We start from the raw sequence: 23,984 nt of genomic DNA, 5'->3' as shown, positions 1-23,984 counted from the left end.
TGAATATGGTCTGGTGTGAGAGGTCGGGGGACAATCTTAGGCGGAATAGGGCTGTGGTTCGCCTTTTGTCCGCAGGCCTATGCCTCGGCATGGAACCCCGATCCGTGGCACGGAGAAATTATCAGCGGTTATGTCTATGCCTCGGCAGACACGGCAAAGGATGATTTTGGGCAGACTGTAAGCCTTGATATCTACAATAAAAAAATCGTCCAAACTTACGGTAATATGGGCTTAACCCCGCGCCTGGCTTTGATTGGCACATTCGACTGGCAAGACACTCAGATCGTGGGTCCGGGACTGAATACGCGCTTTTCCAAACCGTCTTCCATCTCTGCCGGACTGCAATATCAAATCAGTCGCCGCGAAGGCCACGCCACCGCGTTGGCACTAAGTTATGTTGATGGAATTGACCTGCCCGACGCGCTTTTGACTCTCGAGAGCCGGAAACCGACGATTGAGTTGCGGGGGTTGTGGGGGGAAAGCCGGACGATTTGGGGCCGTAATGTTTTCGCTGAATTACAGGGGGCGGGACGGGTGACACCGGGGGGTGAGTTCGCGAGTTCCCATGCGCAATTCACACTTGGTTTTGAACCGCTGCCCCGCATTATGCTGCTGGCGAAGACACATTACACAGATATTGAACCGGGCGTTTTCGAGCGGCTCGATATTGCCCGCCAATCGCGATGGGGCATCGAATCCAGCGTTGTCTACCGTCTTCGTAAACGCGACTATTTGGAATTGGGCTATACGACGACACTGGAGGGTCGCAGCGCTGTGCTGGAAAGGGGCTGGAAAATCGGGCTCTGGCGGAAATTTTAGCCGCCTGATGTGTCTTCTGCGCCCAGAGCCTCTGCGCCTGTGTTCGCGCGCAAATATTCGATAACGGCTAGACGGTCTTTTTCTTTGCGCAGCCCAGCAAAACTCATGCGGTTGCCGGGGAGATAGGTGCTGGGCTTTTCGAGATAGGCCGAGATTGTGGCGTCCGTCCAAACAATATCAGACCCGGCCATAGCGGCGGAATAGTTGAAATCGTCACGGGTGCCTGAGGTTTGTCCGAATACACCCCAAAGGTTGGGTCCGACTTTATGACGGTCGCCTTGATCCAGCGTGTGGCATGCGCGGCAGCGCTTAAACAGGATCGCCCCCCGTTCCATGGATGTCATTGGCGCCACAGCCGCGCTAGAGCTCGCGACGCTCACGTTTGTCGCGTCATTATCGCCACCACTTCCGCAGGCCGCTAAGACAAGCGTGGAAAAGACGATGAGGGTAGCGCGATACATAGGGGCTTCTTCGCCCTTATTTTAACAGTTCGCAACCGGGGGTGCGACGAAAAAATCCTACATATTGCCGCAAGTGCATGGCATAGCGCAGCTCTAATTTCGGAGAATCCCATGAGCTTCACACCGCCCGTCAATGCGATCGGCTATCTTTTGCGCCACGGCGTCGACTTAGATGCGATTGGACAAACCGGATCGTTCGAGGACACGCCGCCTGATCTACTCGACGCAATTCTGGGTGGTGCGGCTGATTTTGCGCGAGATGTGTTCGCGCCAATCAATTGGGACGGCGACCAAAATCCAGCGACGTTAGAAGACGGCAATGTCACGGCGTCACCGGGCTTCAAATCGGCCTATAAACAATTTGTCGATGGCGCGTGGCAAACGGTTGCGCTTCCCGCTGAGATCGGCGGCATGGGCTTGCCGAGTACTGTCAGCGTGGCGACCAATGAAATGCTCTACGCGGCGAATATGGCATTGGGCCTCTGCCCGATGCTGACCAGTTCTGCGATAAAAGCGATCGACGCGCATGCGAGTGACGCTTTGAAAACGACTTACTTGCCGAAAATGTTGGCGGGTGAGTGGACAGGGGCGATGTGTCTGACTGAGCCGCAGGCGGGGTCGGACCTCGGGCCTGTGCGGTCCAAGGCAGTCGATAATGGCGATGGCACTTATGCGATTTCGGGCCAGAAAATCTACATCACGTGGGGTGATCATGATTGTGCGGACAATATTATCCATCTGGTCTTGGCACGGTTGCCCGATAGCCCGGCGGGCTCGCGCGGAATTTCGCTCTTCATCTGCCCAAAATATCTCGTCAATGAGGACGGCTCACTTGGGGATCGCAATGATTTCCAGCCGATTGGTCTGGAACATAAGCTCGGCATTCACGGCAGTCCGACCTGTACGATGGAATTTAGCGGTGCGACCGGATATCTCGTCGGTGAGGTGAACCGCGGTCTCGCGTCGATGTTTATCATGATGAACGAAGCGCGCCTCTTTGTCGGGGTGCAAGGCGTCGCGATTGGCGAACGCGCCTATCAGGCCGCGCTACAATATGCGCATGACCGGGTTCAAGGCGTGCCACCGGGCCAAGAGGCCGGCGCGCCGATCATTGATCATCCCGATGTTCGCCGCATGTTGATCGATATGAAAGCCAAACTCATGGGCGCGCGATCGATTTGTCTCGCGACGGCCGAGGCGGGCGATTTAGGCAATCACGCGCGCGAGGGTCTCCTAACCCCGATAGCCAAAGCCTATGGCTCTGACACCGGTGTCGATGTGTCGAGTGTCGCCGTGCAAATTCACGGTGGCATGGGCTTTGTTGAGGAAACGGGCGCGGCGCAACATTACCGCGATTCTCGAATCGCCCCGATTTACGAAGGCACGAACGGTATTCAGGCGATGGATTTGATCGGTCGCAAGCTCCGTCGCGATGGGGGGGAGGCCATGCGTGATCTTATTGCTGAGCTGCGCGACGGCGTGAAAACGGTGCAGGGCGCGTCTGGCCAAGGCGGTGTTGATCTGTCTGTCTGCGCGGCAGCGATGGAGCAGGGGTTGGAAACCCTGACCACGGCAACGGATATCATCCTCAGCGCAACAGATGTCGATGCGCTCGGTGTGGCCACGACCTATCTGGAATTGTGTGCGAAAGTCATCAGTGGATCATTATTGGCGCGCACAGTTGCGCGCGGCGTTGTCGCGGGGGATGAGCAGTCCGCAGCGATGGCCAGCTTGGCGCGATACCACGCCCTGCGGATTATGCCGACGGCGGGCGGTCTGCTGATATCCATTCGGGCTGGCGCGGACCCGATCTATGACTTCCCCCGCGACCAATTGGCGGACCTCTAATGTCAGCACAGCCTCAACCTCCCTCTGATAGCCGGCCTCATTCCCGCCCAGTCAAACGGACCCGACGAGTCACGGCCCCGCAAATTACGGGCCGTAAAGGGGGCGAACCCATTGTGTGTTTGACCGCCTATGACGCGCCAACGGCGGAAATAATCGATCCGCATTGCGACCTGATCTTGGTCGGCGATTCTGTCGGGATGGTTGTCCACGGCCTGCCCAGCACGGTCGGGGTGACGATGGATATGATGATTATGCACGGGCAGGCGGTGATGCGCGGGTCCAAGACGGCGATGGTCGTCGTTGACCTGCCGTTCGGGTCCTATGAAGGCACGCCGGATACGGCGTTCGCCTCGGCCTCACGTGTGATGATGGAAACAAGCTGCCAAGCTGTGAAAATCGAATCCGGCTCTTATGCGGCCAAGACGATTGCCTATCTGGTGGAGCGCGGCATTCCGGTGATGAGCCATGTCGGATTGCGTCCGCAATCCATGCATGTTCTGGGCGGGTTCCGGGCGCGCGGTCGGAACCAAAAGGTCGCGGATGAAATTCTTCGCAACGCGGTCGCCGCCGCCGAAGCAGGATCGTTCGCCGTCGTCGTCGAAGGTGTTTCGGCTGAAATTGCGGAGCGGGTGACAAAAGCGGTCGATATTCCAACCATCGGAATCGGCGCCTCGCCCAATTGCGATGGCCAAATTCTTGTTACGCCCGATATGTTGGGTTTGTTCGATCGGGTGCCAAAATTTGTCCATAAATTCGGGAATATGCGTGAGCAGATCGATGCCTCTGTCAGTCAATATGCGGATGAGGTGAAATCCCGAACCTTTCCGCGGGCTGAAAACCTTTACGTATTCAAGGATTGAGGCGCCTATAAACCGTCGATTCTGACTGAAACGTCATGCCGTTTGCGGTTGCGGGGGCGGGGTCACAAAGTTAGAGCAGGTGGCAAACCTGCCGCACGTATTATGAGCTTTTCATACTGCGTTTTGCTGGCTTCACCACACTGGGATAATCATGGTCGATTTCATCTCCGAAGTCGAAGAGGAACTTCGCAAGGACGATTACAACAAGTTCCTGCGTAAATTCGGACCTCTTATCATCGGCATGCTGGTTGCGATTGTTATCGCCGTCGGTGTCGTCGAATGGCGCGACTATAGCAAGGACCGCACGGCTCGTGCCGCGTCTTATAGCTACCTTGAAGCGGATACGTTGTTGCAAGACGGCAAGGTCGATCAATCCCGTTTGGCCTTTCTGGCTCTCGCGGATGTCGCTCCGGATGGGTATGCGGGGCTGTCTTTGATGCGCGCCGCGATTATTTCGGCAGAGCAAGGCAATGACGCTGAAGCGATCCGTCTTTATGATGCGGCGAGCAACCGCTTTAAGCTGGAGCGCCATGCACAGCTGGCCGCGCTAAAATCGACTTATATTGTCGCGAACCGCGGCGAATGGGGCGATGTCGAACAGCGCGCCTCGCGCCTCTCGGTCCAAGGCGCACCCTATGAATTTCTTGCCCGCGAATTGCTGGCGACGGCGGCCCTTAATCAAGGGAAATTGGATCAAGCCCGCGCTGAATTCGCGTATCTTGATACTATTCCCGGTGTGCCGGACACGGTCGCGCGGCGGGCTCAACAAGCACTTGTCCTGATGGGGACGACCGCTGCAACAGGGCAAACGCCGAGCTTGGATGCCCCTGAGGCTCCGACGATGGAGCTGCCCAACGAGTCCACTGTTGAAGAGGGTTCCGATAATGAAGAGGGGTCCGACAATGACGACACACCTTAAACCGTTTCTGACAACTGCGCTGGCGACTGTCTTGCTGACAGGGTGTTCAACGCTGAGCTCAATCAACCCCTTTAGTGGCGATGGTCCGGATCAGGGCGACGTTGCCGGCTCAGACCGCCGTATTTCTATTCTTGAACTTAACGACACGCTATCGGTTGACGGGACTGTCACCCCTGAGCAAATCGTTTTGCCGCCTGTTTACGTCAATACCGACTGGCCGCAATTGGGCGGCAATGTCGCCCACGTAGTGCAGCATACCGGCGCATCAGGACCGCTCGAGAAAATTTGGTCTAAAGATGTGGGTGACGGGTCTAATCGTAAGGGCTTTATCGCCGCGCCGCCCGTAGTCGCCAATGGGGTGATCTATGTGATGGACGCGGATAGTACGGTTCGGGCTTTTGATGAAGCCGGCGGAAAGCGCATCTGGGATTTTGAAATCGAGGTTTCAGAGGCTGAGACGACCCGGACGAAAGGTACGTCGATCATTGACCGCATTCGCGACCCCCGGTCGTTTATTGATGGATCGGGTAAGGATAAAGACGGTGTTGGCGGCGGCGTCGCCTATGACGGCGGCGTGCTTTATGTCTCGTCCGGCCTCGGTGTTTTGTTGGCGCTCGATGCTAAATCAGGGGATGAGTTATGGCGTAAGCGCGTTCGCGTTCCGCTCCATTCCGCGCCTACTGTGGCCAATGGTAAAGTTTACGCTATTACCGATGATAACGAAATTATGGCCTTTGACGCGCGCGATAAAGGCGCCGTCCTTTGGACCTACCAAGGGATTGTCGAAACGGCCCGCATGCTGACTGTTCCTGCGCCCGCCGTAATGAATGATGTTGTCGTTGCGCCGTTCTCCTCTGGGGAACTGGTTGCGTTGCGCGCACAAAATGGCGGTGTGTTGTGGCAGGATGCTTTGGCGTCCTCGACGCGTTTGACACCGCTGGCTGCGCTTAATGATATTGCCTTTGGCCCTGTCATTGCGGACGGTTACGTTATTGCGACAGCGCAATCCGGTGTCATGACGGCGTTCGATTTCCGCACAGGTCAGCGTGTTTGGTCGCAGCCCGCCGGGTCCATCGGCATGCCGTGGGTTGCCGGGGATTTCATCTTCACCGTTACAACAGACGGCAAGGTTGCGGCCCTGTCTAAACTCAACGGATCCGTAATCTGGATCCAGCAATTAGAGACATTTAAGAAGCCCAAGAAACGGAAAGACCGCATTGTCTGGTCCGGTCCTGTTCTTGCGGGTGACCGTCTTGTCGTGGCGTCTAGCCGTGGCCGCATGATGATCATCAATCCTTATGATGGCTCCATCATTGAAGACCGCAAATTGGGTGACACCGTCATGGTGCCGCCGATTATCGCGAATGAAACCGTCTATATGTTGACGGACAAAGCCAAATTGATCGCCCTCCGATGAAAAAATATAGAGACGAGGTCGAAGACGACATCGACCCGGACGCCCCTAAAATGCGTCCCCCCCGGATTGCAGTCGTTGGGCGTCCCAATGTTGGTAAATCGACGCTGTTCAATCGTCTCGCGGGCAAGAAACTCGCGATTGTCGATGATACGCCGGGCGTGACGCGCGATGTGCGCGAAGCAAAATCCAAAATCCGCGGCCACGAAATGACGTTGCTGGATACGGCGGGTTATGAAAACGCCAAAGGTGACAAGTTGGAGGCGCGGATGCGCGCCGGGACAGAAGCGGCCGTTATGGGCGCTGACCTCGTCTTGTTTGTGTATGACGCGCGCGCTGGCGTGACAGCGTTGGATCGTATCTTCGCTCAATTCGTGCGTAAGAGCGGTAAACCCGTCGTGCTGGTCGCCAATAAGGTCGAAAGCTCGGCTGCGGATGTCGGCGTTACCGAAGGCTATTCGCTCGGTATGGGGGATCCGGTTGAAGTCGCGGCTGAGCATAATCTCGGTTTTGTCGATTTAGACGATGTGATCGAGATGGCACTGCGCGAGATCGATCTGACTGAACCCGAGGAGATGGACTTTAGTGAAGCCCCGGTTCGGATTGCGATCATCGGTCGGCCTAATGCAGGGAAATCGACGCTGATCAACACCATGATTGGCAAGGACCGTTTGTTGGTTGGCCCAGAAGCCGGTGTGACGCGGGATAGCATCACGATTGATCATATTTGGCAGGGCCGCCGCGTTCAATTCCACGATACGGCGGGCATCAGGAAAAAAGCCAGAGTTCATGAGAAGCTCGAAGTCATGAGTGTGTCGGACACGATCCGTGCGCTCCGTTTCGCCCAAGTCGTAATTATGTTGATGGATGCGACATCGCCTTTCGACAAACAGGATTTGCAATTGGCGAGCCTGGTTGAACGCGAAGGCCGCGCCATGGTGATTGGTGTGACCAAATGGGATCTCGTCGAAAATAAATCTGAACTTTCCAAAGCGCTACGCGAAATGGCCGGGCGTTTACTGCCACAATTTGGCGGTGTTCCGGTTGTGACCTTCTCTGGTCTGACGGGTAAAAGCGTCGATAAATTGCTGCCGGCGATTGAGCGTATTCACAATGATTGGTCGGCCAAAATCAAGACGTCAGAGCTCAATGACTGGCTGATTGAAAAAGTCGCGCGACATCCCCCGCCCGCCGTCGCGGGTCGTCGGATCAAGCCGAAATATATCAGCCAAACCAAAACGCGTCCGCCAACCTTCGTGTTGAAATGTTCGCGCGCCGAAAAATTGCCGGAAAGCTATCGCCGTTATCTGGTCAATGGCTTGCGGGAAGACTTCGGGTTGCCCGGTATTCCGATCCGCATGATCGTGAAAGCCGACGAAAACCCCTATGATAATATCAAACGGATCAAAGGCCGCGAACCGCTTGGCGAGAAGAAACGCTAGGTGATGTAACATATATTTGACATTACGCGACTTCACCCTATGTAAGGTATATCTTACATGGAGGGGCGAATGTCGATTATTACTGATATGAGTGAGCCGGAACGGCAGAGCTGGATAACGCTACTGGCGGATGGGTTTGTGTTCGTTTGGTTCTGGAAAGCCATTGCGCCGGGTTGGTCGCTCAATCCGTCCAATCTGTCACCGGGTGAGACCGGAGAATTGTTTCTTAAACTCGTAATCATCACAATATTTTACCATGCAGTGATCGGGATTATATTCTCCGTTCGTCGCCGTCAGGGTGAGGTAGATCGGGATGAACGGGACGTGGCAATTCAGTCTTTCGGATCGCGGGTCGGCTACATAGCACTGCATGCAGGCGTTGGGCTGACAACTGTCGGTATTTTGATGAGCTACATCATTGCGGACGAATACACAGGTTCAATCGCGTTTGAAACGCCCGTTGAAATCCTATTTTCTTTGGTTTTTGTAAGCTACGTTGCTGACCTGATGCGACACGGGGCGGTCGTTCTTCGCTATCGAGCGACCTAATGGGCGGTAAGAAATCCCATATTGCCAATCAGATCAAGCGCATCCGTGTGGCGCGCACGGACCTGACGCAAGCCGAGCTTGCGCGCCGTGTGGGGGCGACGCGCCAGACGATTATCGCCATTGAGGCCGAAAAATACTCGCCCTCGCTCGAACTTGCCTTCCGCCTGTCTCATGTTCTCGGCGAGCCGCTTGAAGAGCTGTTTCAATTCAGTGGGGAATGGGGTTAAAAGGGTCGACCAAGCTCGGAGCCTATTATGACTGACATTAATGCCTACGCCGCGACAGAAGCCGGTGGGTCGCTGGCGCCATTCTCCTATGATCCGGGGTTGATTGGTGCGGATGAAGTTGAAATCAAGATTACCGCCTGCGGCGTCTGCCATTCCGACGTGTCCATGATCAATAATGATTGGCGCGGCAGCCGATATCCCTTGGTGCCCGGTCACGAAGTTGTCGGCGAAATTGCAGCGGTCGGGTCGGGTGTCACCCATCTGAAAGTTGGCCAAATGGTCGGCGTTGGTTGGACGTCCCATAGCTGCCAGCATTGCTCGCCTTGCCTGTCAGGCCGTCAACAGCGTTGTCAGACGGGGACGTCTACGATCGCGGGACGGGGCGGGTTTGCCGATCGTATCCGCGTGCAGCACATCTGGGCCGTGCCGTTGCCGGACGGCATCGACGTCAAATCTGCGGGCCCGCTTTTTTGCGGCGGCATCACGGTATTCGCGCCGTTCCTTGATTTCGATCTCAAACCGACGGACCGTATCGGCATTATCGGCATTGGCGGGCTGGGCCATTTAGCCGTGCAATTTGCCAATGCATGGGGCTGCGAAGTGACGGCGTTCACATCCTCTATGGATAAGGAAGATGAGTTGAAAGCGCTGGGCGCGCATCGCATCGTCAATAGTCGCGACGACGCCGCGATTAAGGCGGAGCGAGGCTACTTTGATTATATTCTGACGACCGTAAACGTCAGCCTGAATTGGCCCTTGTATATGCGCGCGCTGCGTCCCGAAGGGAAACTGATCACGGTCGGGATTATCCCAGAGCCGATGGGCATCCCCGCCAACGCGTTAGTGGGCGGTGCCCGCATGGTCGCGGGCTCAGACACAGGGCCGCCTGATATGGTCGCTAAAATGTTAGAATTCTGCGTTCGTCACGATATCAAACCGATGATCGAGACGTTCCCCATGTCGGAATGCAATGCCGCGATCGAACGGCTTGAGTCTGGGAAGGCCCGTTACCGGATCGTACTGGAAAACTAGCGCCTTCAGGGGCGTGATAAAATGCTGACGCCCATCGGCGTCAGCATACTCGTCTATTTCAAATAGGTGTCGAGGAATTCGACATAGGCTTGTGACGCCTTAATCCGGTTTTCGCGCTTGCGAAAACCATGGCCTTCATCGTCAAACAACACATATTCGACCGGGACATCGTTGGCGCGAACGGCCGCGACGAGTTCGTCGGACTCGACCTGCAAAACGCGGGGATCATTCGCCCCCTGAACGACCAGAAGGGGCCGAACAATATTGCTAGCGTGGAATAGTGGCGAGATCGCGCGGTGACGCTCGCCATCCGTGGCGGGGTCGCCCATCTCATCAAACAAGGATTCGCGGAAACTTTCCCACCACGGCGGAATAGAGTCCAAGGTGCGAACCCAATTCGTCACACCAAAAATATTGACCCCGACATCGAACACTTCAGGCTCAAACGCGAGGGCCGCCGCGACCATATAGCCGCCATAGCTGCCGCCCATTATCCCGATCCTGTCGGCGTCGATCCAATCCATGTCGCCAAGGAAGTCTTTTGACGCCACAACATCTTTCAAATCGACATCGCCGTGACGTTTGTCATCCAAATGAAAGAAGGTCTTGCCGTACCCAGAGCTACCGCGATTATTGATCCCGTAAACGGCGTAGCCGTGATTCACGAGATGCTGGATCATGGCGCTGTAACCGCGCCGCGTTTGACCCCCGGGGCCGCCGTGGACCAAAACGAGGGCGGGCGCAGGATTGGCGGCGCTGGCTGTTTTCGGGCGGTAGAGAATGCCGGGTATTTCAAGCCCGTCATAGCTCTCAAATCGCGCGACCGAACTATCGACCATGATTGCCGGGTCAATGGCCGGGTTTAGCGCAGACGTCAGAACACGCGCGTCTCCCGTCATCATGTCGGCGACATAAATGTTGGACGGCGATGTGCTACTATTGACGATAAAGGCGACGCGACTTTCGTCCCCATTGAAGCGGACATTGCGAATTTCCCCGTTCGGGATATTATTCAGCGTGACCGCGTTTCCTGTGTGTGTGTCCGTTAGCGTCAGAACGCCGGTCGCATCGGCATTTTCAATACCAATCCGATAGCGCCCCGACGGCGACTCGCCGAAATAATTGACGTCCCAATCGGCGGCCATGGCGTCAGCTTTCGTCCCGGTTTTCAGATCATAGCTGACCGCTCGAGTGAATTCTCCGCCTTCATTCGTGCCGAAATATAAGTGGCCATTATCCGATGAAAAGCCGAAGGCCGCGTGGCCAACATTGCCTGTATGCTCTGTGATAAGGCTGGGGTCAGTGCCAGCGGCGAGGTCGGCCACATAGACATTGGAATCAGCCGATGTGCGCGATTTTGTCAGGCCAATATATTGGCCATCACCGCTGATCGCATTGACGTCAAAAAGGCTGTTTTCAAACACGAGGGTCTGGGAGTAATCGTCTGCCGAATAGGCGTAGACATCGAACGTTTTTGCGTCCCGCTCATTACTCAGCAGGTAAAAGGTGCTGCGATCATCAGACCAGCCCAAGAAGCTCGCCTTGACCGGATTACCCGGCGTGAGATCCTGAACGGATCCATCTGTTTTTCGAACAAAAACGTGGTCGAGTTCATCCCCGCCGCCATCTTGGCTGAAGAGAATACGATCATCATTGGGAAACCAACTGATGGGAAAAATTGGATTGGTGGTTGAGCTGGTTAGGGCTTGACGATTACCGGTTTGCGAATTCATGCGATAGGCGTTGAATACGCCCGTTTCATCCGATGAAACGAGAATATCGCCTGTCTCGGCGCTAAATGCGGCACCGTCTCCAGACGGAAGGCCAAAGGAGGTCGTTTGGAAAAACGCGTCTGCCGAATAGGTCGTATGGCTCGCAGCGCTGGACTGTGACTCCGTCTCGGTTTGAACGGGTGCGTCAGCTGAGCACGCTGCCAATGTGCAGAGGGCGAATGCGGTCGCCGCGGTCGTAAGAAAATGTTTCATCTGTATATCCCCGATCATTTTTTTGATCGTAACACAGGCAAAGACTATCTTTAAATTATTCCGCCTGCGCTTTCGCCCAATCCCGATACGAGACGAGCGTATCATGCGCCGTGTAATCTGGGCCCAACATTTCCGCGATCAGAGGCGCGACGTCATAGGGTGTCGGTAGCGTTGACTTGTCTTCGCCGGGCATAGCCTTGGCCCGCATCTGTGTGTCTGTGCCGCCTGGGTTCAGCAGGTTGACACGAATTTTGGTGATGTCCGCGATTTCTTCGGCCCAACAGCGCACGAATGTCTCCATCCCGGCTTTAGACGCCGCATAGGCCGCCCAATAGGCCCGCGGTGCCCGCGCCACTGAACTGGTCATAAAGACAGCCCGTCCTGCGTCGCTCACACGGAGCAAGGGGTCAAGCGAGCGGATAAGGCGGTAAGGGGCCGTCATATTGACGTCGATAATCCGCATCCAATCCTTGGGCGTGACGTGATTGGCCGGTGTAATATCGCCGAGAACACCTGCGTTACAGAGCAAGCCATCAAGACGACCGTAGCGGTCGTTCAACAGACCGCCCAATCGGTCAATTTGATCGAAATCCCGCAAGTCCATCGGCACGAGCGAGCAGGTCCCGCCCAAGGCTTTGATCTCATCATCGAGGGATTCAAGCCCGCCTTGTGTGCGGGCGACAGCGATGACGTGGCTCCCGGCGGCCGCGAGGGCTTTCGCCGCAGCGTAGCCAATGCCGCGCGACGCGCCGGTGACAAGCGTGATGCGACCGTCCAAAGGTTTAGTCATTGATGAATCCTACGCGACTTTTATGCGGCCCATCAGGCCGCTCAGACAAGGCCCGTCAGGCCACTTCGACAAGTCCGGCTAAGCGACTTCGACAAGAAACGAGAGTTGCTTGCCGCCACCCGCCAGCTCACGCTCACGGTCAATAAGAGGGGTCGGATAGTCACCCGTAAAGCAATGATCCGTATATTGCGGCGCGTCATCATTGCGCATGTCTTCGCCCATCGCCCAGTAAAGACCCTCAACAGAAAGAAAGCCGAGACTATCCACTTCGAGCATGTGCCGCATCTCTTCTAGCGAATAGTTTGATGCGATGAGCTTGTCTTTGCTTGGCATATCAATGCCGTAATGATCCGGGAACTTGATCGGCGGGGAGGCAGACCGGAAGTGAACTTCCTTCGCGCCAGCGGCTTTGATCATGCGAACAATTTTCGTTGAGGTCGTGCCGCGAACAATCGAATCGTCAACGAGCAGAACGCGTTTGCCTTCGATCATGGAGCGGTTGGCGGAATGTTTGAGGCGCACGCCCATATCGCGCATGCCTTGGGTCGGTTGGATAAAGGTCCGGCCGACATAATGGTTGCGGATAATACCGAGTTCGAATGGAATGCCGGTTTCTTGTGAATAGCCGAGCGCGGCGGGGACACCGGAATCAGGCACGGGGATGATGACATCAACATCGGCGGGTGTTTCTTGTGCCAAACGTTGGCCCATCCGTTTGCGGACTTCATAAACGCTTTTGCCGCTGACGATAGAATCGGGGCGGGAAAAATAAACGAATTCAAAAATGCACGGGCGTTTGATCGCATTTGGAAACGCGGTGAAGCTCCGCATACCGTCTTCATTAATGACCACGACTTCGCCGGGGTCGATTTCCCGAATAAATTTTGCGCCAACCATATCGAAGGCGCAGCTCTCGGAGGCTAACACATAACTGTGGTTGATGCGTCCGAGTAGGAGCGGGCGAATCCCGAATCGGTCCCGTGCGCCGATCATGCAATCTTTGGTCATGGCCACAAAGGCATAGCCGCCATCAATCTGTCGGATCGCAGAGACGAATCGGTCTGATAAGTCCTTGCCGCTTGAGCGGGCAACGAGGTGAATCATGACCTCAGTGTCAGACGTGCTTTGAAATAGAGCCCCTTTTTCGACGAGCGCGCTTTTGATGGTGAAAGCATTGGTGATGTGACCATTGTGGGCAATCGCGAACCCGCCAATATTCAACTCGGAATAAAGCGGCTGTACGTCCCGAAGCCCATGCTGACCGGCTGTTGAATATCGATTATGCCCAATGGCAATATGGCCGGGCAGGCGCTCTGACGGATCATCGCCGGTAAAATTATCGCCGACGAGGCCGAGGTGGCGTTCAGTGTGAAAAATCTCCCCGTCCGAGGTGGCGATGCCGCAGGCTTCTTGTCCACGGTGCTGCAAAGCATGAAGGCCAAGGGCGGCAAAACTCGCCGCGTTATCAACGCCGAAAACGCCGAAGACACCGCATTCCTCGCGGATACGGTCATCCTCAATGTCGATGTCTGTTGAAACAGTGGGGGCGTCGATCATGATCGAATCTCCTCGGCGATCCCATCGAGGTCGCCGTCTTTGATGCGATCGGCATATGAGCGCATATCCGCGAAAGGCAAGGCCCGGATTACACCCCCAATGCGGTCGAGTAGGGGATAAAACGTGGAATCGACGAAAAGGCCAGGCAATTCAGTGGGTTCGGCCTCTAATTGATCGCGCATGGATTTCGGCATTTTTGCGACAACGTCTGGCGGGAAACTCTGTGGGTTGCTGGCGATATAGTCGTTAAACTCACGCGCGTCTTGGGATGCCCGGTAATCCGCTGACCAGAAAATGACAAAGAGTGACGCGACGAGTAGCCCGCGCGCTACGCCAAAGGCCGCCCCTAATAGACGGTCAATAAACCCGGGTTTCTCCCCGCCGATTGTCTTGCCAATCTTGGCCATCACGATAGCGGCGACGAAATAGGACAAAAAGCCCGTGCCGAGTATCAGAATGCCATCGGCGAGTTCGGCTGGGGAGATCAAGCCCCGCGCCGTAAAGCGAAACTGGCCATAGACGAAGAGAGTTACAACCGCCGCGAAGAGGAGCGCCGTGATGGAAATGATCTCGCGCATGAAGCCGCGCGCAAAGGCATAAAGCCCTGAAATGATCAGCAAGATCAAAACAGCTGTATCGAACCCGTTGAAAGTAAAGGATCCGATGGAAATGAGTCCCGACAATTGAGGGACCCCGAAAAGTTGAGCGAAAAAAGTTTCAGCAGGCAAAATCTGGGCAAACATGGGAATCCTGTGGCCTGATCGTTGCCGAATTGTCGTTAGGCGGCCCAGCTCTCCGGCGTATCCGGACCACGTTCTGCGGCGGCTTCTACACGCCGAATGAGGTCTCGCAAAGAGCGGATTGCGATGATCGGGATGGCAGCATTGTCATTGCGGCCTTCGCGCTTGGGGGACGGGGCGGCGAGGGCGCGTTCAAACCCTAATTTGGCCGCTTCTTTCAAGCGCGCGTCGGCGCGGCTGACGGGGCGCACATCACCGGACAGGCTGATCTCTCCAAAGACGACGAGATCAGACGGCAGTGACACATCAAACGAGGAACTGGCAATCGCGGCCGCGACGGCGAGGTCCGCCGCCGGTTCATTGATCCGAAACCCGCCCGCAACATTAAGATAGACATCCTTGCCCGCGAAACTCAGCCCGCAGCGCGCTTCGAGCACCGCCAAAACCATCGCCAGCCGACTACTGTCCCAGCCGACAACGGCGCGGCGCGGGGTGCCAAACGCGGCGGGCGCAACCAGCGCTTGGATTTCGGTCAGGACCGGACGCGATCCCTCCAGCCCGGCAAAAACGGCTGAGCCTTCGGACGCATCGCCGCGTCCGTCGAGGAAGAGCGCGGACGGGTTGAGCACCTCTGACAGGCCCGTATCACACATCTCGAACACGCCGATCTCATCCGTCGGGCCAAAGCGATTCTTATGCGCGCGTAAAATCCGGAATTGGTGTGCGCGTTCGCCTTCGAAATAGAGCACCGCATCGACCATATGTTCGACCACGCGGGGTCCGGCAATCTGTCCGTCCTTGGTCACATGGCCGACCAAAATGACGCAGGACCCGGACTTCTTGGCGAAGCGGACGAGTTCTTGTGAACAGGCGCGGACTTGCGCGACGGTCCCCGGCGCAGCGCCTAATTGATCGGTCCAGAGGGTTTGGATTGAATCAATGATGACGACATCGGGTTTGGTCGCCGTGAGCGCGTCCAAAATCGGGGTGAGGGACGTTTCCGACGCCAGACTGACGGGTTGATCGGCGACGCCGAGCCGTTTGGCGCGTCGCTGGACTTGGCCAACCGATTCTTCGCCGGAAATATAGGCGACTTTTTTGCCCTGCTTGGCGAGCGCCCCAACGGCTTGCAGTAAAAGTGTCGATTTCCCAATGCCCGGATCGCCGCCGACCAGCAGCGCGGAGCCGGATACCAGACCGCCGCCCGTGACCCGGTCAAGTTCGCCAATGCCGGTGACAAGCCGGGGGACGTCCATCGTCTCAGCGCCCAGATCAACGAAGTCCAATCCGCGCCCTTTGCGACGCTTATGAGCCGGGGCCGCGTTCTGGCTTTTGGCTTCCTCGACGAGCGTGTTCCACTCGCCGCAGGCATCGCATCGCCCGGCCCATTTACCGTGGACGGACCCGCAGGATTGACAGACGAAGACGGATGTTGGCTTTGGCATTCTTCGTCTATCGCGCGAATTGACGGGGAATGCAATAAAAGTTCTTCTTTTGTTCCAGTTTTCTCTAAGCGCTATCGGGGCCGACTGATTTTACTGCAACTGATCATAGGTGAGGAAACTTGAGCGTGAATTGGGGGATTCTTGCGGGAAGTCTTCGCGGAAATGTCCGCCACGGCTTTCTTCGCGCGCCAATGCGCCAGCGGCAATCATTCTGCTGGCAATAAGAGGATTGGCGCGTCCGACGCGGTCGATCAACCCGTCGATAATATCAAGGAGACGGTTGAGCCCAGCCCCACTGCGGCGAACTCCACAATGTTCCGTCATGGAGTGGCGCAGAGATTGGCTAACCGAGGGTCCCATCGACAGCCAAGGCTGCACGCGCACACCTTCGGCGCGGCGTTCCGGCAGAAGAGCGCTATTAATATGCGCGGCGGCCCGTCCGCCAAAGACGATGGCTTCGAGCAGGCTATTACTCGCCAGACGATTGGCCCCATGCAGGCCTGTCGCGGCGCATTCGCCGATCGCATAGAGACCGGGTAAGGAGGACTGCCCGACATCATTCGTCGCGACGCCGCCCATATGGTAATGCACGGCGGGCGCGACGGGGATTAGATCTGTACGCGGATCAATTCCGGCGCTCATACAACTCTCAAATACGGTCGGGAATTCGTGGGGGAAATGCGCGCCAACACTCTTGCGGCAATCTAAAAACGGGGCGCGTCCGGCTTGTATTTCGGCAAAAATCGCGCGGGCTACATCATCACGCGGGGCGAGTTCGCCTTGGGGGCTGTAGCGCTGCATGAAGCGGCGGGCATTGGCATTGACCAATGTCGCGCCTTCACCGCGCAGGGCTTCGGTCGCGAGCGGGGCGGGGTCGCGGCCAATATCGATCGCGGTCGGGTGGAATTGGACAAATTCCATATCCCGGAGTTTCGCCCCGACGACGGCCGCCATACCCAGCGCATCGCCGCGGGCCGTACGCGGATTGGTGGTGACAGAAAACAACCCGCCGACACCGCCCGTGGCCAGCACGGTCACGTCGGCTTCTAAGGCTAGGAGCGTGCCATCATCTTGCCGCGCCAGTGCGCCGGCGATGCCGCCTGCGCCGTCGAGCAAAAGGCTTTCCGCACGCCACCCAATTAAACCTTCGATATGCTCAGCCGCTTGGGCGTGTTTGAGCATAACATTAATGATTTCGCGGCCTGCCGTATCGCCTTTGACTCGCGCGACGCGGGGTAGGGAATGAGCCGCTTCGAGCGAGAGATAAAGCTCGCCCGCGTCATTGCGATCAAACGGCACACCCAGCGCGGCGAGATCGTGGACGCGGGACGCACCTTCGGCGGCGACCATATGCGCGATTTTCGGATCGACGAGGCCGTCGCCCGCAGCAATTGTATCTGACGCGTGGCTTTCCGGACTGTCTTCATTGGATAGAGCGGCGGCGATTCCGCCTTGCGCCCACGCCGAGGCCGACCCTTTGGTCGAGCGGCGCGACGTCAGCACATAGACCGGGCGCGGCGCGAGCTTGAGCGCAAGGTAGAGCCCAGCCAGTCCGGCCCCAACGACAAGCACAGATCCGGCAGGCAGACGCTTACGGTCGAGTGATCCTATGGCAGTGGTCAAGCAATCCCCTTCACAAAGGCGTCACCTAGCCGAAGCCCCCTTGTGAGGGAAGGGCGATGCGCTACAGACCCGCTATGCAACTTTATGACTATCTGCCGTCGGGCAACAGCTACAAGGTCAGGTGGGTCGCGGCCCAGCTCGGCCTGCGTTATGATCATATTGATGTCGATATTCATGCAGGCGAGACACAGTCCAAAGATTTCCTCGCGTTGAACCCGGCGGGTCAAATCCCGTTGCTGATTCTGGACGACGGGCGCACGCTGGCCGAAAGCAATGCGATTATCCGCTATCTGGCGGACGGCTCAGATTTGGTGCCGACGGACCCCTATGATCATGCCAAGATGCTGCAATGGCAGTTTTGGGAGCAATATCGTCACGAGCCCGCCATCGCGGTGGCGCGGTTTATTCGTAACTATGCGCATGATACACGCAGCCATGAGCTGGCGGCATTGATGCCACGGGGGCATGCGGCGCTGGCGGTGATGGAGGCGCATCTTCGTCATCATGACTGGTTCGTTGGGGCGCAGTGTAGCCTCGCGGATGTGTCGCTCTATGCTTACACCCATGTCGCAGAGGAAGGCGGATTTGATCTGTCGCAATACTCGGCCTTGCAAACATGGCTCGCGCGGTTTTCTGCGCAAGCCAACCATATTGTGATCACAGCAAAACCGAACGACTTGGCCTGGTCATGCGTAGGAACATCATGAAATCACTTCGACTCTCCGCTTTACCCGGCCTTGCTATGTTGCTCGTCGGCTGTTCCGCCGCCGGTGTTCTGAACGGAATAACGCCGTCCTCAAGCTTCGACCGAGATAAGAACATCGCCTACGGCGACAAAGATCGCCAAACGATGGATATTTATCGCGCGTCAAACGCCAAGGCGAACGCACCCGTCATCGTTTTCGTTTATGGTGGAGGTTGGACCCGCGGCGAAAAGGGCATGTATAAATTTGTCGCTGAAGGGTTCACCAAAGAAGGCTATGATGTCGCCGTCCCGGATTATCGCCTTTACCCCAATTCTGTTTATCCTGATATGATCACGGATACAGGCAAAGCTGTGAACGCCGTTGCGGACGCCTTTCCGGGTCGCTCGCTCGTTCTCATGGGGCACTCCGCCGGGGGCTATAATATCTTGATGACAGTGATGGCGCCGGATCTGTCTGAGGTCGTGGCCTGTGACCGTATTGCGGGTCTTGTCAGCTTGGCAGCGCCCACGGGCGCTTACCCGATGACGGATGCGCCCTACACGACCATTTTTCCGGATCGGTTCCAAGGACAAGACGCGCCGATGAACCGCGTGAATAGTGATCTGCCGCCGATCATGCTGATTAATGGCAAGGACGATACGACGGTGGGCTACGGGAATGCCGTCAAACTGTCCAAGCGCCTCGATGCGGCGGGGCATAAAACCACCTTATCAATCTATGACGACATGAACCACATTGATCCGGTTCGCGTGTTGTCGCGTCACTTTGACGGGGGAAGTACACTCAAGGCCGACATCCTGTCGTTCATTGAAGGCTTGCCCGCGCCGCAGTGTCCGGCTGAATAAGGCTAAGCGCCAAGCCGAACGCGCTGGCGATCTGCTATAGCGAGTTTTAAACCATCTCATCACGTCTTCTTTCGCCCGGAAAAGATGTTGTTCTGACGCGTTTAGATGGCAGGAAAACTGCCTGAATGAGGTCGACCGCCCGTTAATGGCGTCGCGTCATTTCGTGATCCTGCCTTTTCAATCGGGAAACGGCCCGCTAACGCGGCGCGATGAGTATTGAACCAACTCCTGCGCCGCTCCGGCTGCATTCATTGCAATCGCTGCGCGCGGTCGCCGCTCTGTTGGTCGTTATTTTCCATAGCGTGCAAATTTGGCGAGAACTGGTCGGCACTTCAGAGTTTACGGGCGTATGGGATCGCGGCTGGGCCGGGGTCGATTTGTTCTTTGTTATTAGCGGGTTTGTGATGGTTTGGGTGGCGGGGGGCCGGGCGGCAGGCGTTGGAACGGCCGCTCGATTTTTATGGGACCGTGTCACGCGGGTTTATCCACTCTGGTGGGTGTTTTGCGCCCTCATGGCGCTCTATTTTCTCGTGACTTATGGGCAGCCCGCGTCGCCCGCCACGCACACATCTGCCACGGCATGGGGCATGTTTGCCCGCTCCATGCTGCTCTGGCCGCAGGGCGAGATGCCCGTGCTCGCGGTCGGTTGGACGTTGATCTATGAAATGGCGTTTTACGGTGTGTTTGGTTTGTTACTGCTTGTCTCGGCAAAGTGGCGTCCAATAGGGCTGATCGCGTGGGGCGTGATCTTGTTATTACTTTGGAATGTCACACCCGCAGATAGCGGACTTCCGTCTAGTTGGTCTTTGACGCTAGCTAATTCCCTGTGTCTGGAGTTCTTGATCGGGGCCGCTGTGGCCTATGGTCTAAAAGCGGCGCGCATTCCGGCCCCTGCGGCGCTTGCCGTTGCCGCAATCGGCGTTTTGGCCTTCATCGCGGCCATGGTTTTTGCGAGCGGATTTGACGCAGACGCGTTGAACCGGAGCCGGGTGCTGGGGTTTGGCCTATCGTCGGGGTTAATTGTGTTTGGCATTGTCGGATGGGAAATATCGGGACACGGGCAGATTGCGGGATGGCTTCGCAAGGTCGGGGACGCATCATACACGCTCTATCTGTCGCATTTTTTGGTTTTGCTCGTGTTAAAGCGTGTCTTCGAACAGGTCGGTCTGTTCACCGACGTGTCGGTGATGTCTGTGGTCGGGTTTACGGTCGTGGGTGTGGGGGGCAGCGTCATTAGTGCGCTCATCCTCTACCGTTTGGTTGAACGCCCGCTGCTGCGACTGACACGCGTAGCCCTTGCCAAACGCGCCGCGCCGCGTCAGAGTTAACATATCCGAGGGGCACCGTAGCGGTCCGGCGGAGCCGGAATTTTTGCTCAAAGCAAAAATAGCGAAGGTGCAGCAGCGTCTAGCCTGCTGACCGATGCGAAGCAGCGGCTCCGATGGTTGTTACGGTTGAGACGCACTCTTTGAACTTGATCCCCGTATGGGGCGGAAGGACGGACATGAGATTGAACCTGAAACAGGGTTTCACCCAATTTTTCGCGTCAATCGCGATGGTCGGCTTAGCGGCCTGTGCCTCTGCGCCCGAACCAACGGACGTTATCGTCACGCAGACGCATGCGCCTGCAACAATTTTCCTCGTACGCCATGCCGAGAAACTGACAGAGGATGATCCGGACCTGACGCCCGAAGGACACACCCGCGCCGACGTGCTCGCGGATCTGCTGATCGACGCCGAAATCGAGCGCATTCACAGTAGCGATTACGCCCGAACCCGCCAAACCGCTGGGCCGCTAGCCGAGCAATTAGGTCTCGAAGTCGAGCTTTACGATCCGCGTGATTTACCGGCCATGGCCGCGCAATTGAAAGCCGACGGCGGCCGACATCTGGTCGTCGGACATAGCAATACGACGGGGGAGTTGGCCGAGGCCCTAGGCGGTGACGGCGGCACGCCAATCGTCGAAGCGACAGAATATGATCGGTTGTATGTTGTGACGATGGGCGCGGATGGAAAAACGGTCAGCACGTTGCTGCGGTTCGGCGCGACGGCTGAAAGCTATAGTGACACTCCGTGATGCAAATTTGGACGCAACGTGCTGATCTTACCAAGCGAAATGCAGATAGCTGTCCGCCAGGTTTAGGGCTCGTAAGAGAGGACCAAAACATATTGCATGTTTGTCCAAAGTCCGAAGAATCTATGATGGCCTTTTGGCACAGGCCGCAGCCGCGTCGACTATTCAGTTTCCGCAAACGCCACTCTCCGCCAAGCCCGTCTGACGTAAATACAATCGAAATCGTAAATACAATCGAAATTAGTCATATCGTCGAGTTGTGCTTTTCTCGCAACGATCTCGCCCTCGCACAAATCTTAAAAGTGAGTTTCCCATGAATAAACCCGTCGATCAAAGCCAGTTTGTCACGCCCACCGTCACGACGGGGCCGTTGCCTGCCTCTGCGAAAGTGTACACGGCGCCAGCGGCTGATCCGTCTTTGCGCGTGCCGCACCGTGAAATTTCGCTACATCCGACAGCCGAAGAGCCGCCGGTCAAAGTCTATGACACGTCCGGCCCTTATTCTGACGCGAGCGTCGAAATTGACGTTGAAAAAGGCCTGCCGCGTCCGCGTACTGCGTGGGTCAAAGCCCGCGGCCATGTGCGTGAGTATGACGGCCGCGATATGAAGCCGGAAGACAATGGCGGCGCATCGGGCAAATATCTCGCCCGCGCCTTTCCGGTTATTCACCGCCCCCTCGTCGGAGACGGCACGGGGCCCGTGACCCAATATGAGTTCGCCAAAGCGGGCATCATCACCAAAGAAATGATCTATGTCGCCGAGCGCGAAAACCTCGGCCGCCAAGCGCAGCTCGACGGCGCGCAGGACCGTGTCGATGCGGGCGAAAGCTTCGGCGCGGAAATCCCCGCATTCGTCACGCCGGAATTCGTGCGGAGCGAGATCGCGCGCGGCCGTGCCATCATCCCGTGCAACATCAACCATGCGGAGTTGGAGCCACAGATCATTGGCCGCAATTTCCTTGTCAAAATCAACGCCAATATCGGCAACTCCGCCGTCGCGTCATCCGTCGAAGAAGAGATCGAGAAAATGGTCTGGGCGACGCGTTGGGGTGCGGATAATGTTATGGACCTCAGTACGGGCCGCAACATCCACAACACGCGCGAATGGCTGATCCGCAACGCGCCTGTGCCGATCGGCACCGTACCAATTTATCAGGCGCTCGAAAAAGTCGACGGCGTGGCTGAGGACCTGACATGGGAGGTTTACCGTGACACCTTGATCGAACAGGCCGAGCAGGGCGTGGATTATTTCACCATCCACGCCGGTGTGCGCCTCGCCTATATTCACCTGACCGCGAACCGCGTCTGCGGCATCGTCTCGCGTGGCGGCTCGATCATGGCGAAATGGATGCTCGCCCACCATAAGGAGAGCTTCCTCTACACCCATTTCGAAGAGATTTGCGACATCATGCGCGCCTATGACGTCTCGTTCTCACTCGGCGATGGCCTGCGCCCCGGCGCGATTGCCGACGCCAATGACCGCGCGCAGTTTGCCGAGCTGGAAACCCTCGGCGAGCTGACGCAAGTCGCGTGGGCCAAAGGCTGCCAAGTCATGATCGAAGGGCCGGGCCACGTGCCGATGCATAAGATCAAAGTGAATATGGAAAAACAGCTACGCGAATGCGGCGAAGCGCCATTCTACACGCTTGGCCCCCTCACAACAGACATCGCGCCGGGCTATGACCATATCACGTCGGGCATTGGCGCGGCCATGATCGGCTGGTTCGGCACCTCCATGCTCTGCTACGTCACACCGAAAGAACATTTGGGCCTGCCAGATCGCGACGACGTCAAAGTCGGCGTCATCACCTATAAACTCGCCGCCCACGCCGCCGACCTCGCTAAGGGCCACCCCGCCGCGCAATTGCGCGACGATGCGCTCTCCCGCGCCCGGTTCGAGTTCCGCTGGGAAGACCAGTTTAACCTGTCGCTCGACCCTGAAACCGCGCGCGATTACCACGATCAAACCTTGCCGAAAGACGCGCATAAAACCGCCCACTTCTGCTCCATGTGTGGCCCGAAATTCTGCTCGATGGAAATCACCCGCGAAGTCCGAGAATATGCGGACGGGCTCAGCGATAATGAGAAAAAAGCGCTGAACCTCGCGGCAGAAGAGGGGATGAAGGAGATGAGTGAGAAGTATAAGGAAGTGGGTAGACAGATATACATAGACATCTGATAGTACGCGATATGGCACCTAAAAAATCTGGAAATGATTTCGATCTTGTGGGAATAGGGGGAGTTTTAGATACTCCCCTTCAAGTTCCAAAACATCAGCGTGAATATTCTTGGCAAAATAACGAAGTTCAGCAGTTGCTAGACGATTTAAGTGAGGCCAAATCATCTACTTTAGAATATTTTCTAGGTACGATTGTTACTGTCAAAAATAAAGATACGAAACGACTTGATGTAATCGATGGTCAACAAAGGCTTACTACAATATCACTAATCTATAGCGCCTTGGTGAGTGAACTTAAATCACTTCAAGCAAATGAAAAAGTTATTCGGAAAATCGAGGAAGAAAGACTCTCTGATTTTGATTAATGATGTGCCCCTAGCTTTATAGACACCTTGCTACTTCATTTTGCTGTCATCTCAAATTCGACGGGTGACAACATCCCGTTGTTAGCATGCCTGCGTTTCGGAT

At 56.5% G+C, this 23,984-nt stretch carries 22 protein-coding genes; 15 read left to right on the top strand and 7 right to left on the bottom strand.

Features of this window, described 5'->3' with window-relative positions; all coding sequences use genetic code 11:
* Positions 1 to 15: 15 nt before the first annotated feature.
* Positions 16 to 819 (top strand): hypothetical protein, encoded by an 804-nt coding sequence (locus IE105_RS10210; protein WP_189498111.1) that lies wholly within the window; start codon positions 16 to 18, stop codon positions 817 to 819.
* Here the strand turns inward: IE105_RS10210 and IE105_RS10205 are convergent.
* Positions 816 to 1,280 (bottom strand): c-type cytochrome, encoded by a 465-nt coding sequence (locus IE105_RS10205; protein ID WP_189498109.1) that lies wholly within the window; start codon positions 1,278 to 1,280, stop codon positions 816 to 818. The genes IE105_RS10210 and IE105_RS10205 overlap by 4 nt on opposite strands.
* Positions 1,281 to 1,391: 111 nt before the next feature.
* Here IE105_RS10205 and IE105_RS10200 point away from each other — a divergent pair, with 111 nt between their 5' ends.
* The 8 genes from IE105_RS10200 (at position 1,392) to ahr (ending at position 9,571) form a co-directional block, all read left to right on the top strand.
* Positions 1,392 to 3,128 carry an acyl-CoA dehydrogenase family protein gene (locus IE105_RS10200; RefSeq protein WP_189498107.1) on the top strand — a complete coding sequence of 579 codons (1,737 nt, stop codon included), beginning with the start codon at positions 1,392 to 1,394 and terminating at the stop codon, positions 3,126 to 3,128.
* Positions 3,128 to 3,988 (top strand): 3-methyl-2-oxobutanoate hydroxymethyltransferase, encoded by an 861-nt coding sequence (gene panB, locus IE105_RS10195; protein WP_189498105.1) that lies wholly within the window; start codon positions 3,128 to 3,130, stop codon positions 3,986 to 3,988. Before IE105_RS10200 ends, panB begins: the two co-directional genes overlap by 1 nt.
* 151 nt (positions 3,989 to 4,139) lie before the next feature.
* On the top strand, positions 4,140 to 4,907 hold the full coding sequence (locus tag IE105_RS10190; protein WP_189498103.1) for a tetratricopeptide repeat protein: 768 nt from the start codon (positions 4,140 to 4,142) through the stop codon (positions 4,905 to 4,907).
* Positions 4,891 to 6,324, top strand: a complete 1,434-nt coding sequence (locus tag IE105_RS10185; RefSeq protein WP_189498101.1) for an outer membrane protein assembly factor BamB family protein — start codon at positions 4,891 to 4,893, stop codon at positions 6,322 to 6,324. The genes IE105_RS10190 and IE105_RS10185 overlap by 17 nt, the downstream gene beginning before the upstream one ends.
* On the top strand, positions 6,321 to 7,763 hold the full coding sequence (gene der / locus IE105_RS10180) for a ribosome biogenesis GTPase Der (protein ID WP_189498099.1): 1,443 nt from the start codon (positions 6,321 to 6,323) through the stop codon (positions 7,761 to 7,763). The genes IE105_RS10185 and der overlap by 4 nt, the downstream gene beginning before the upstream one ends.
* Before the next feature lie 69 nt (positions 7,764 to 7,832).
* Positions 7,833 to 8,312: a hypothetical protein gene (locus tag IE105_RS10175; protein ID WP_189498096.1), complete on the top strand. Its 480-nt coding sequence runs from the start codon at positions 7,833 to 7,835 to the stop codon at positions 8,310 to 8,312.
* Positions 8,312 to 8,539, top strand: coding sequence for a helix-turn-helix transcriptional regulator (locus IE105_RS10170; protein ID WP_189498094.1), 228 nt, complete (start codon positions 8,312 to 8,314; stop codon positions 8,537 to 8,539). The genes IE105_RS10175 and IE105_RS10170 overlap by 1 nt, the downstream gene beginning before the upstream one ends.
* A 27-nt stretch (positions 8,540 to 8,566) precedes the next feature.
* Complete coding sequence (gene ahr / locus IE105_RS10165) at positions 8,567 to 9,571, top strand: NADPH-dependent aldehyde reductase Ahr (RefSeq protein WP_189498092.1); 1,005 nt, start codon at positions 8,567 to 8,569, stop codon at positions 9,569 to 9,571.
* Positions 9,572 to 9,624: 53 nt separating this feature from the next.
* Here the strand turns inward: ahr and IE105_RS10160 are convergent, their stop codons facing one another.
* From IE105_RS10160 to IE105_RS10135, 6 genes are all read right to left on the bottom strand, one after another.
* On the bottom strand, positions 9,625 to 11,556 hold the full coding sequence (locus tag IE105_RS10160) for a S9 family peptidase (protein WP_189498090.1): 1,932 nt from the start codon (positions 11,554 to 11,556) through the stop codon (positions 9,625 to 9,627).
* 55 nt (positions 11,557 to 11,611) lie between these two features.
* Entirely contained in the window at positions 11,612 to 12,346 is a 735-nt protein-coding gene (locus IE105_RS10155) for an SDR family NAD(P)-dependent oxidoreductase (protein WP_189498087.1), read from the bottom strand.
* Positions 12,347 to 12,424: 78 nt separating this feature from the next.
* Positions 12,425 to 13,903, bottom strand: coding sequence for an amidophosphoribosyltransferase (gene purF / locus IE105_RS10150; RefSeq protein WP_189498085.1), 1,479 nt, complete (start codon positions 13,901 to 13,903; stop codon positions 12,425 to 12,427).
* On the bottom strand, positions 13,900 to 14,646 hold the full coding sequence (locus IE105_RS10145; RefSeq protein WP_189498083.1) for a CvpA family protein: 747 nt from the start codon (positions 14,644 to 14,646) through the stop codon (positions 13,900 to 13,902). Before IE105_RS10145 ends, purF begins: the two co-directional genes overlap by 4 nt.
* A gap of 35 nt (positions 14,647 to 14,681) precedes the next feature.
* Positions 14,682 to 16,088 (bottom strand): DNA repair protein RadA, encoded by a 1,407-nt coding sequence (radA, locus tag IE105_RS10140; protein ID WP_189498081.1) that lies wholly within the window; start codon positions 16,086 to 16,088, stop codon positions 14,682 to 14,684.
* Positions 16,089 to 16,178: 90 nt separating this feature from the next.
* Positions 16,179 to 17,711 carry an L-aspartate oxidase gene (locus IE105_RS10135; RefSeq protein ID WP_233354096.1) on the bottom strand — a complete coding sequence of 511 codons (1,533 nt, stop codon included), beginning with the start codon at positions 17,709 to 17,711 and terminating at the stop codon, positions 16,179 to 16,181.
* A gap of 56 nt (positions 17,712 to 17,767) precedes the next feature.
* On the opposite strand from IE105_RS10135, the gene IE105_RS10130 reads away from it, so the two are divergent.
* From IE105_RS10130 to IE105_RS10105, 6 genes are all read left to right on the top strand, one after another.
* Positions 17,768 to 18,418: a glutathione S-transferase family protein gene (locus IE105_RS10130; RefSeq protein WP_233354095.1), complete on the top strand. Its 651-nt coding sequence runs from the start codon at positions 17,768 to 17,770 to the stop codon at positions 18,416 to 18,418.
* Positions 18,415 to 19,263: an alpha/beta hydrolase gene (locus IE105_RS10125; RefSeq protein WP_189498079.1), complete on the top strand. Its 849-nt coding sequence runs from the start codon at positions 18,415 to 18,417 to the stop codon at positions 19,261 to 19,263. Before IE105_RS10130 ends, IE105_RS10125 begins: the two co-directional genes overlap by 4 nt.
* Positions 19,264 to 19,472: 209 nt before the next feature.
* Positions 19,473 to 20,591, top strand: a complete 1,119-nt coding sequence (locus IE105_RS10120) for an acyltransferase family protein (RefSeq protein WP_189498077.1) — start codon at positions 19,473 to 19,475, stop codon at positions 20,589 to 20,591.
* A 176-nt stretch (positions 20,592 to 20,767) separates the two neighbouring features.
* On the top strand, positions 20,768 to 21,340 hold the full coding sequence (locus IE105_RS10115) for a phosphoglycerate mutase family protein (protein ID WP_189498075.1): 573 nt from the start codon (positions 20,768 to 20,770) through the stop codon (positions 21,338 to 21,340).
* 310 nt (positions 21,341 to 21,650) lie between these two features.
* Entirely contained in the window at positions 21,651 to 23,516 is a 1,866-nt protein-coding gene (gene thiC / locus IE105_RS10110) for a phosphomethylpyrimidine synthase ThiC (protein ID WP_189498073.1), read from the top strand.
* A gap of 11 nt (positions 23,517 to 23,527) precedes the next feature.
* Positions 23,528 to 23,881, top strand: a complete 354-nt coding sequence (locus IE105_RS10105; protein WP_189498071.1) for a DUF262 domain-containing protein — start codon at positions 23,528 to 23,530, stop codon at positions 23,879 to 23,881.
* Positions 23,882 to 23,984: the final 103 nt, after the last annotated feature.

Source organism: Algimonas arctica, from assembly GCF_014652695.1.
Classification (GTDB): domain Bacteria; phylum Pseudomonadota; class Alphaproteobacteria; order Caulobacterales; family Maricaulaceae; genus Litorimonas; species Litorimonas arctica.
The sequence above is the reverse complement of the archived record's forward strand: the minus strand, read 5'-3'. Positions and strand labels throughout refer to the sequence as shown.

What these genes read in the sequence shown, in the direction of transcription:
- IE105_RS10205 (WP_189498109.1), bottom strand. Translation starts at nt 1,280, where the DNA reads ATGTATCGCGCTACCCTCATCGTCTTTTCCACGCTTGTCTTAGCGGCC.
- IE105_RS10200 (WP_189498107.1), top strand. Translation starts at nt 1,392, where the DNA reads ATGAGCTTCACACCGCCCGTCAATGCGATCGGCTATCTTTTGCGCCAC.
- panB (WP_189498105.1), top strand. Translation starts at nt 3,128, where the DNA reads ATGTCAGCACAGCCTCAACCTCCCTCTGATAGCCGGCCTCATTCCCGC.
- IE105_RS10190 (WP_189498103.1), top strand. Translation starts at nt 4,140, where the DNA reads ATGGTCGATTTCATCTCCGAAGTCGAAGAGGAACTTCGCAAGGACGAT.
- IE105_RS10185 (WP_189498101.1), top strand. Translation starts at nt 4,891, where the DNA reads ATGACGACACACCTTAAACCGTTTCTGACAACTGCGCTGGCGACTGTC.
- der (WP_189498099.1), top strand. Translation starts at nt 6,321, where the DNA reads ATGAAAAAATATAGAGACGAGGTCGAAGACGACATCGACCCGGACGCC.
- IE105_RS10175 (WP_189498096.1), top strand. Translation starts at nt 7,833, where the DNA reads ATGTCGATTATTACTGATATGAGTGAGCCGGAACGGCAGAGCTGGATA.
- IE105_RS10170 (WP_189498094.1), top strand. Translation starts at nt 8,312, where the DNA reads ATGGGCGGTAAGAAATCCCATATTGCCAATCAGATCAAGCGCATCCGT.
- ahr (WP_189498092.1), top strand. Translation starts at nt 8,567, where the DNA reads ATGACTGACATTAATGCCTACGCCGCGACAGAAGCCGGTGGGTCGCTG.
- IE105_RS10160 (WP_189498090.1), bottom strand. Translation starts at nt 11,556, where the DNA reads ATGAAACATTTTCTTACGACCGCGGCGACCGCATTCGCCCTCTGCACA.
- IE105_RS10155 (WP_189498087.1), bottom strand. Translation starts at nt 12,346, where the DNA reads ATGACTAAACCTTTGGACGGTCGCATCACGCTTGTCACCGGCGCGTCG.
- purF (WP_189498085.1), bottom strand. Translation starts at nt 13,903, where the DNA reads ATGATCGACGCCCCCACTGTTTCAACAGACATCGACATTGAGGATGAC.
- IE105_RS10145 (WP_189498083.1), bottom strand. Translation starts at nt 14,646, where the DNA reads ATGTTTGCCCAGATTTTGCCTGCTGAAACTTTTTTCGCTCAACTTTTC.
- radA (WP_189498081.1), bottom strand. Translation starts at nt 16,088, where the DNA reads ATGCCAAAGCCAACATCCGTCTTCGTCTGTCAATCCTGCGGGTCCGTC.
- IE105_RS10130 (WP_233354095.1), top strand. Translation starts at nt 17,768, where the DNA reads ATGCGCTACAGACCCGCTATGCAACTTTATGACTATCTGCCGTCGGGC.
- IE105_RS10125 (WP_189498079.1), top strand. Translation starts at nt 18,415, where the DNA reads ATGAAATCACTTCGACTCTCCGCTTTACCCGGCCTTGCTATGTTGCTC.
- IE105_RS10120 (WP_189498077.1), top strand. Translation starts at nt 19,473, where the DNA reads ATGAGTATTGAACCAACTCCTGCGCCGCTCCGGCTGCATTCATTGCAA.
- IE105_RS10115 (WP_189498075.1), top strand. Translation starts at nt 20,768, where the DNA reads ATGAGATTGAACCTGAAACAGGGTTTCACCCAATTTTTCGCGTCAATC.
- thiC (WP_189498073.1), top strand. Translation starts at nt 21,651, where the DNA reads ATGAATAAACCCGTCGATCAAAGCCAGTTTGTCACGCCCACCGTCACG.
- IE105_RS10105 (WP_189498071.1), top strand. Translation starts at nt 23,528, where the DNA reads ATGGCACCTAAAAAATCTGGAAATGATTTCGATCTTGTGGGAATAGGG.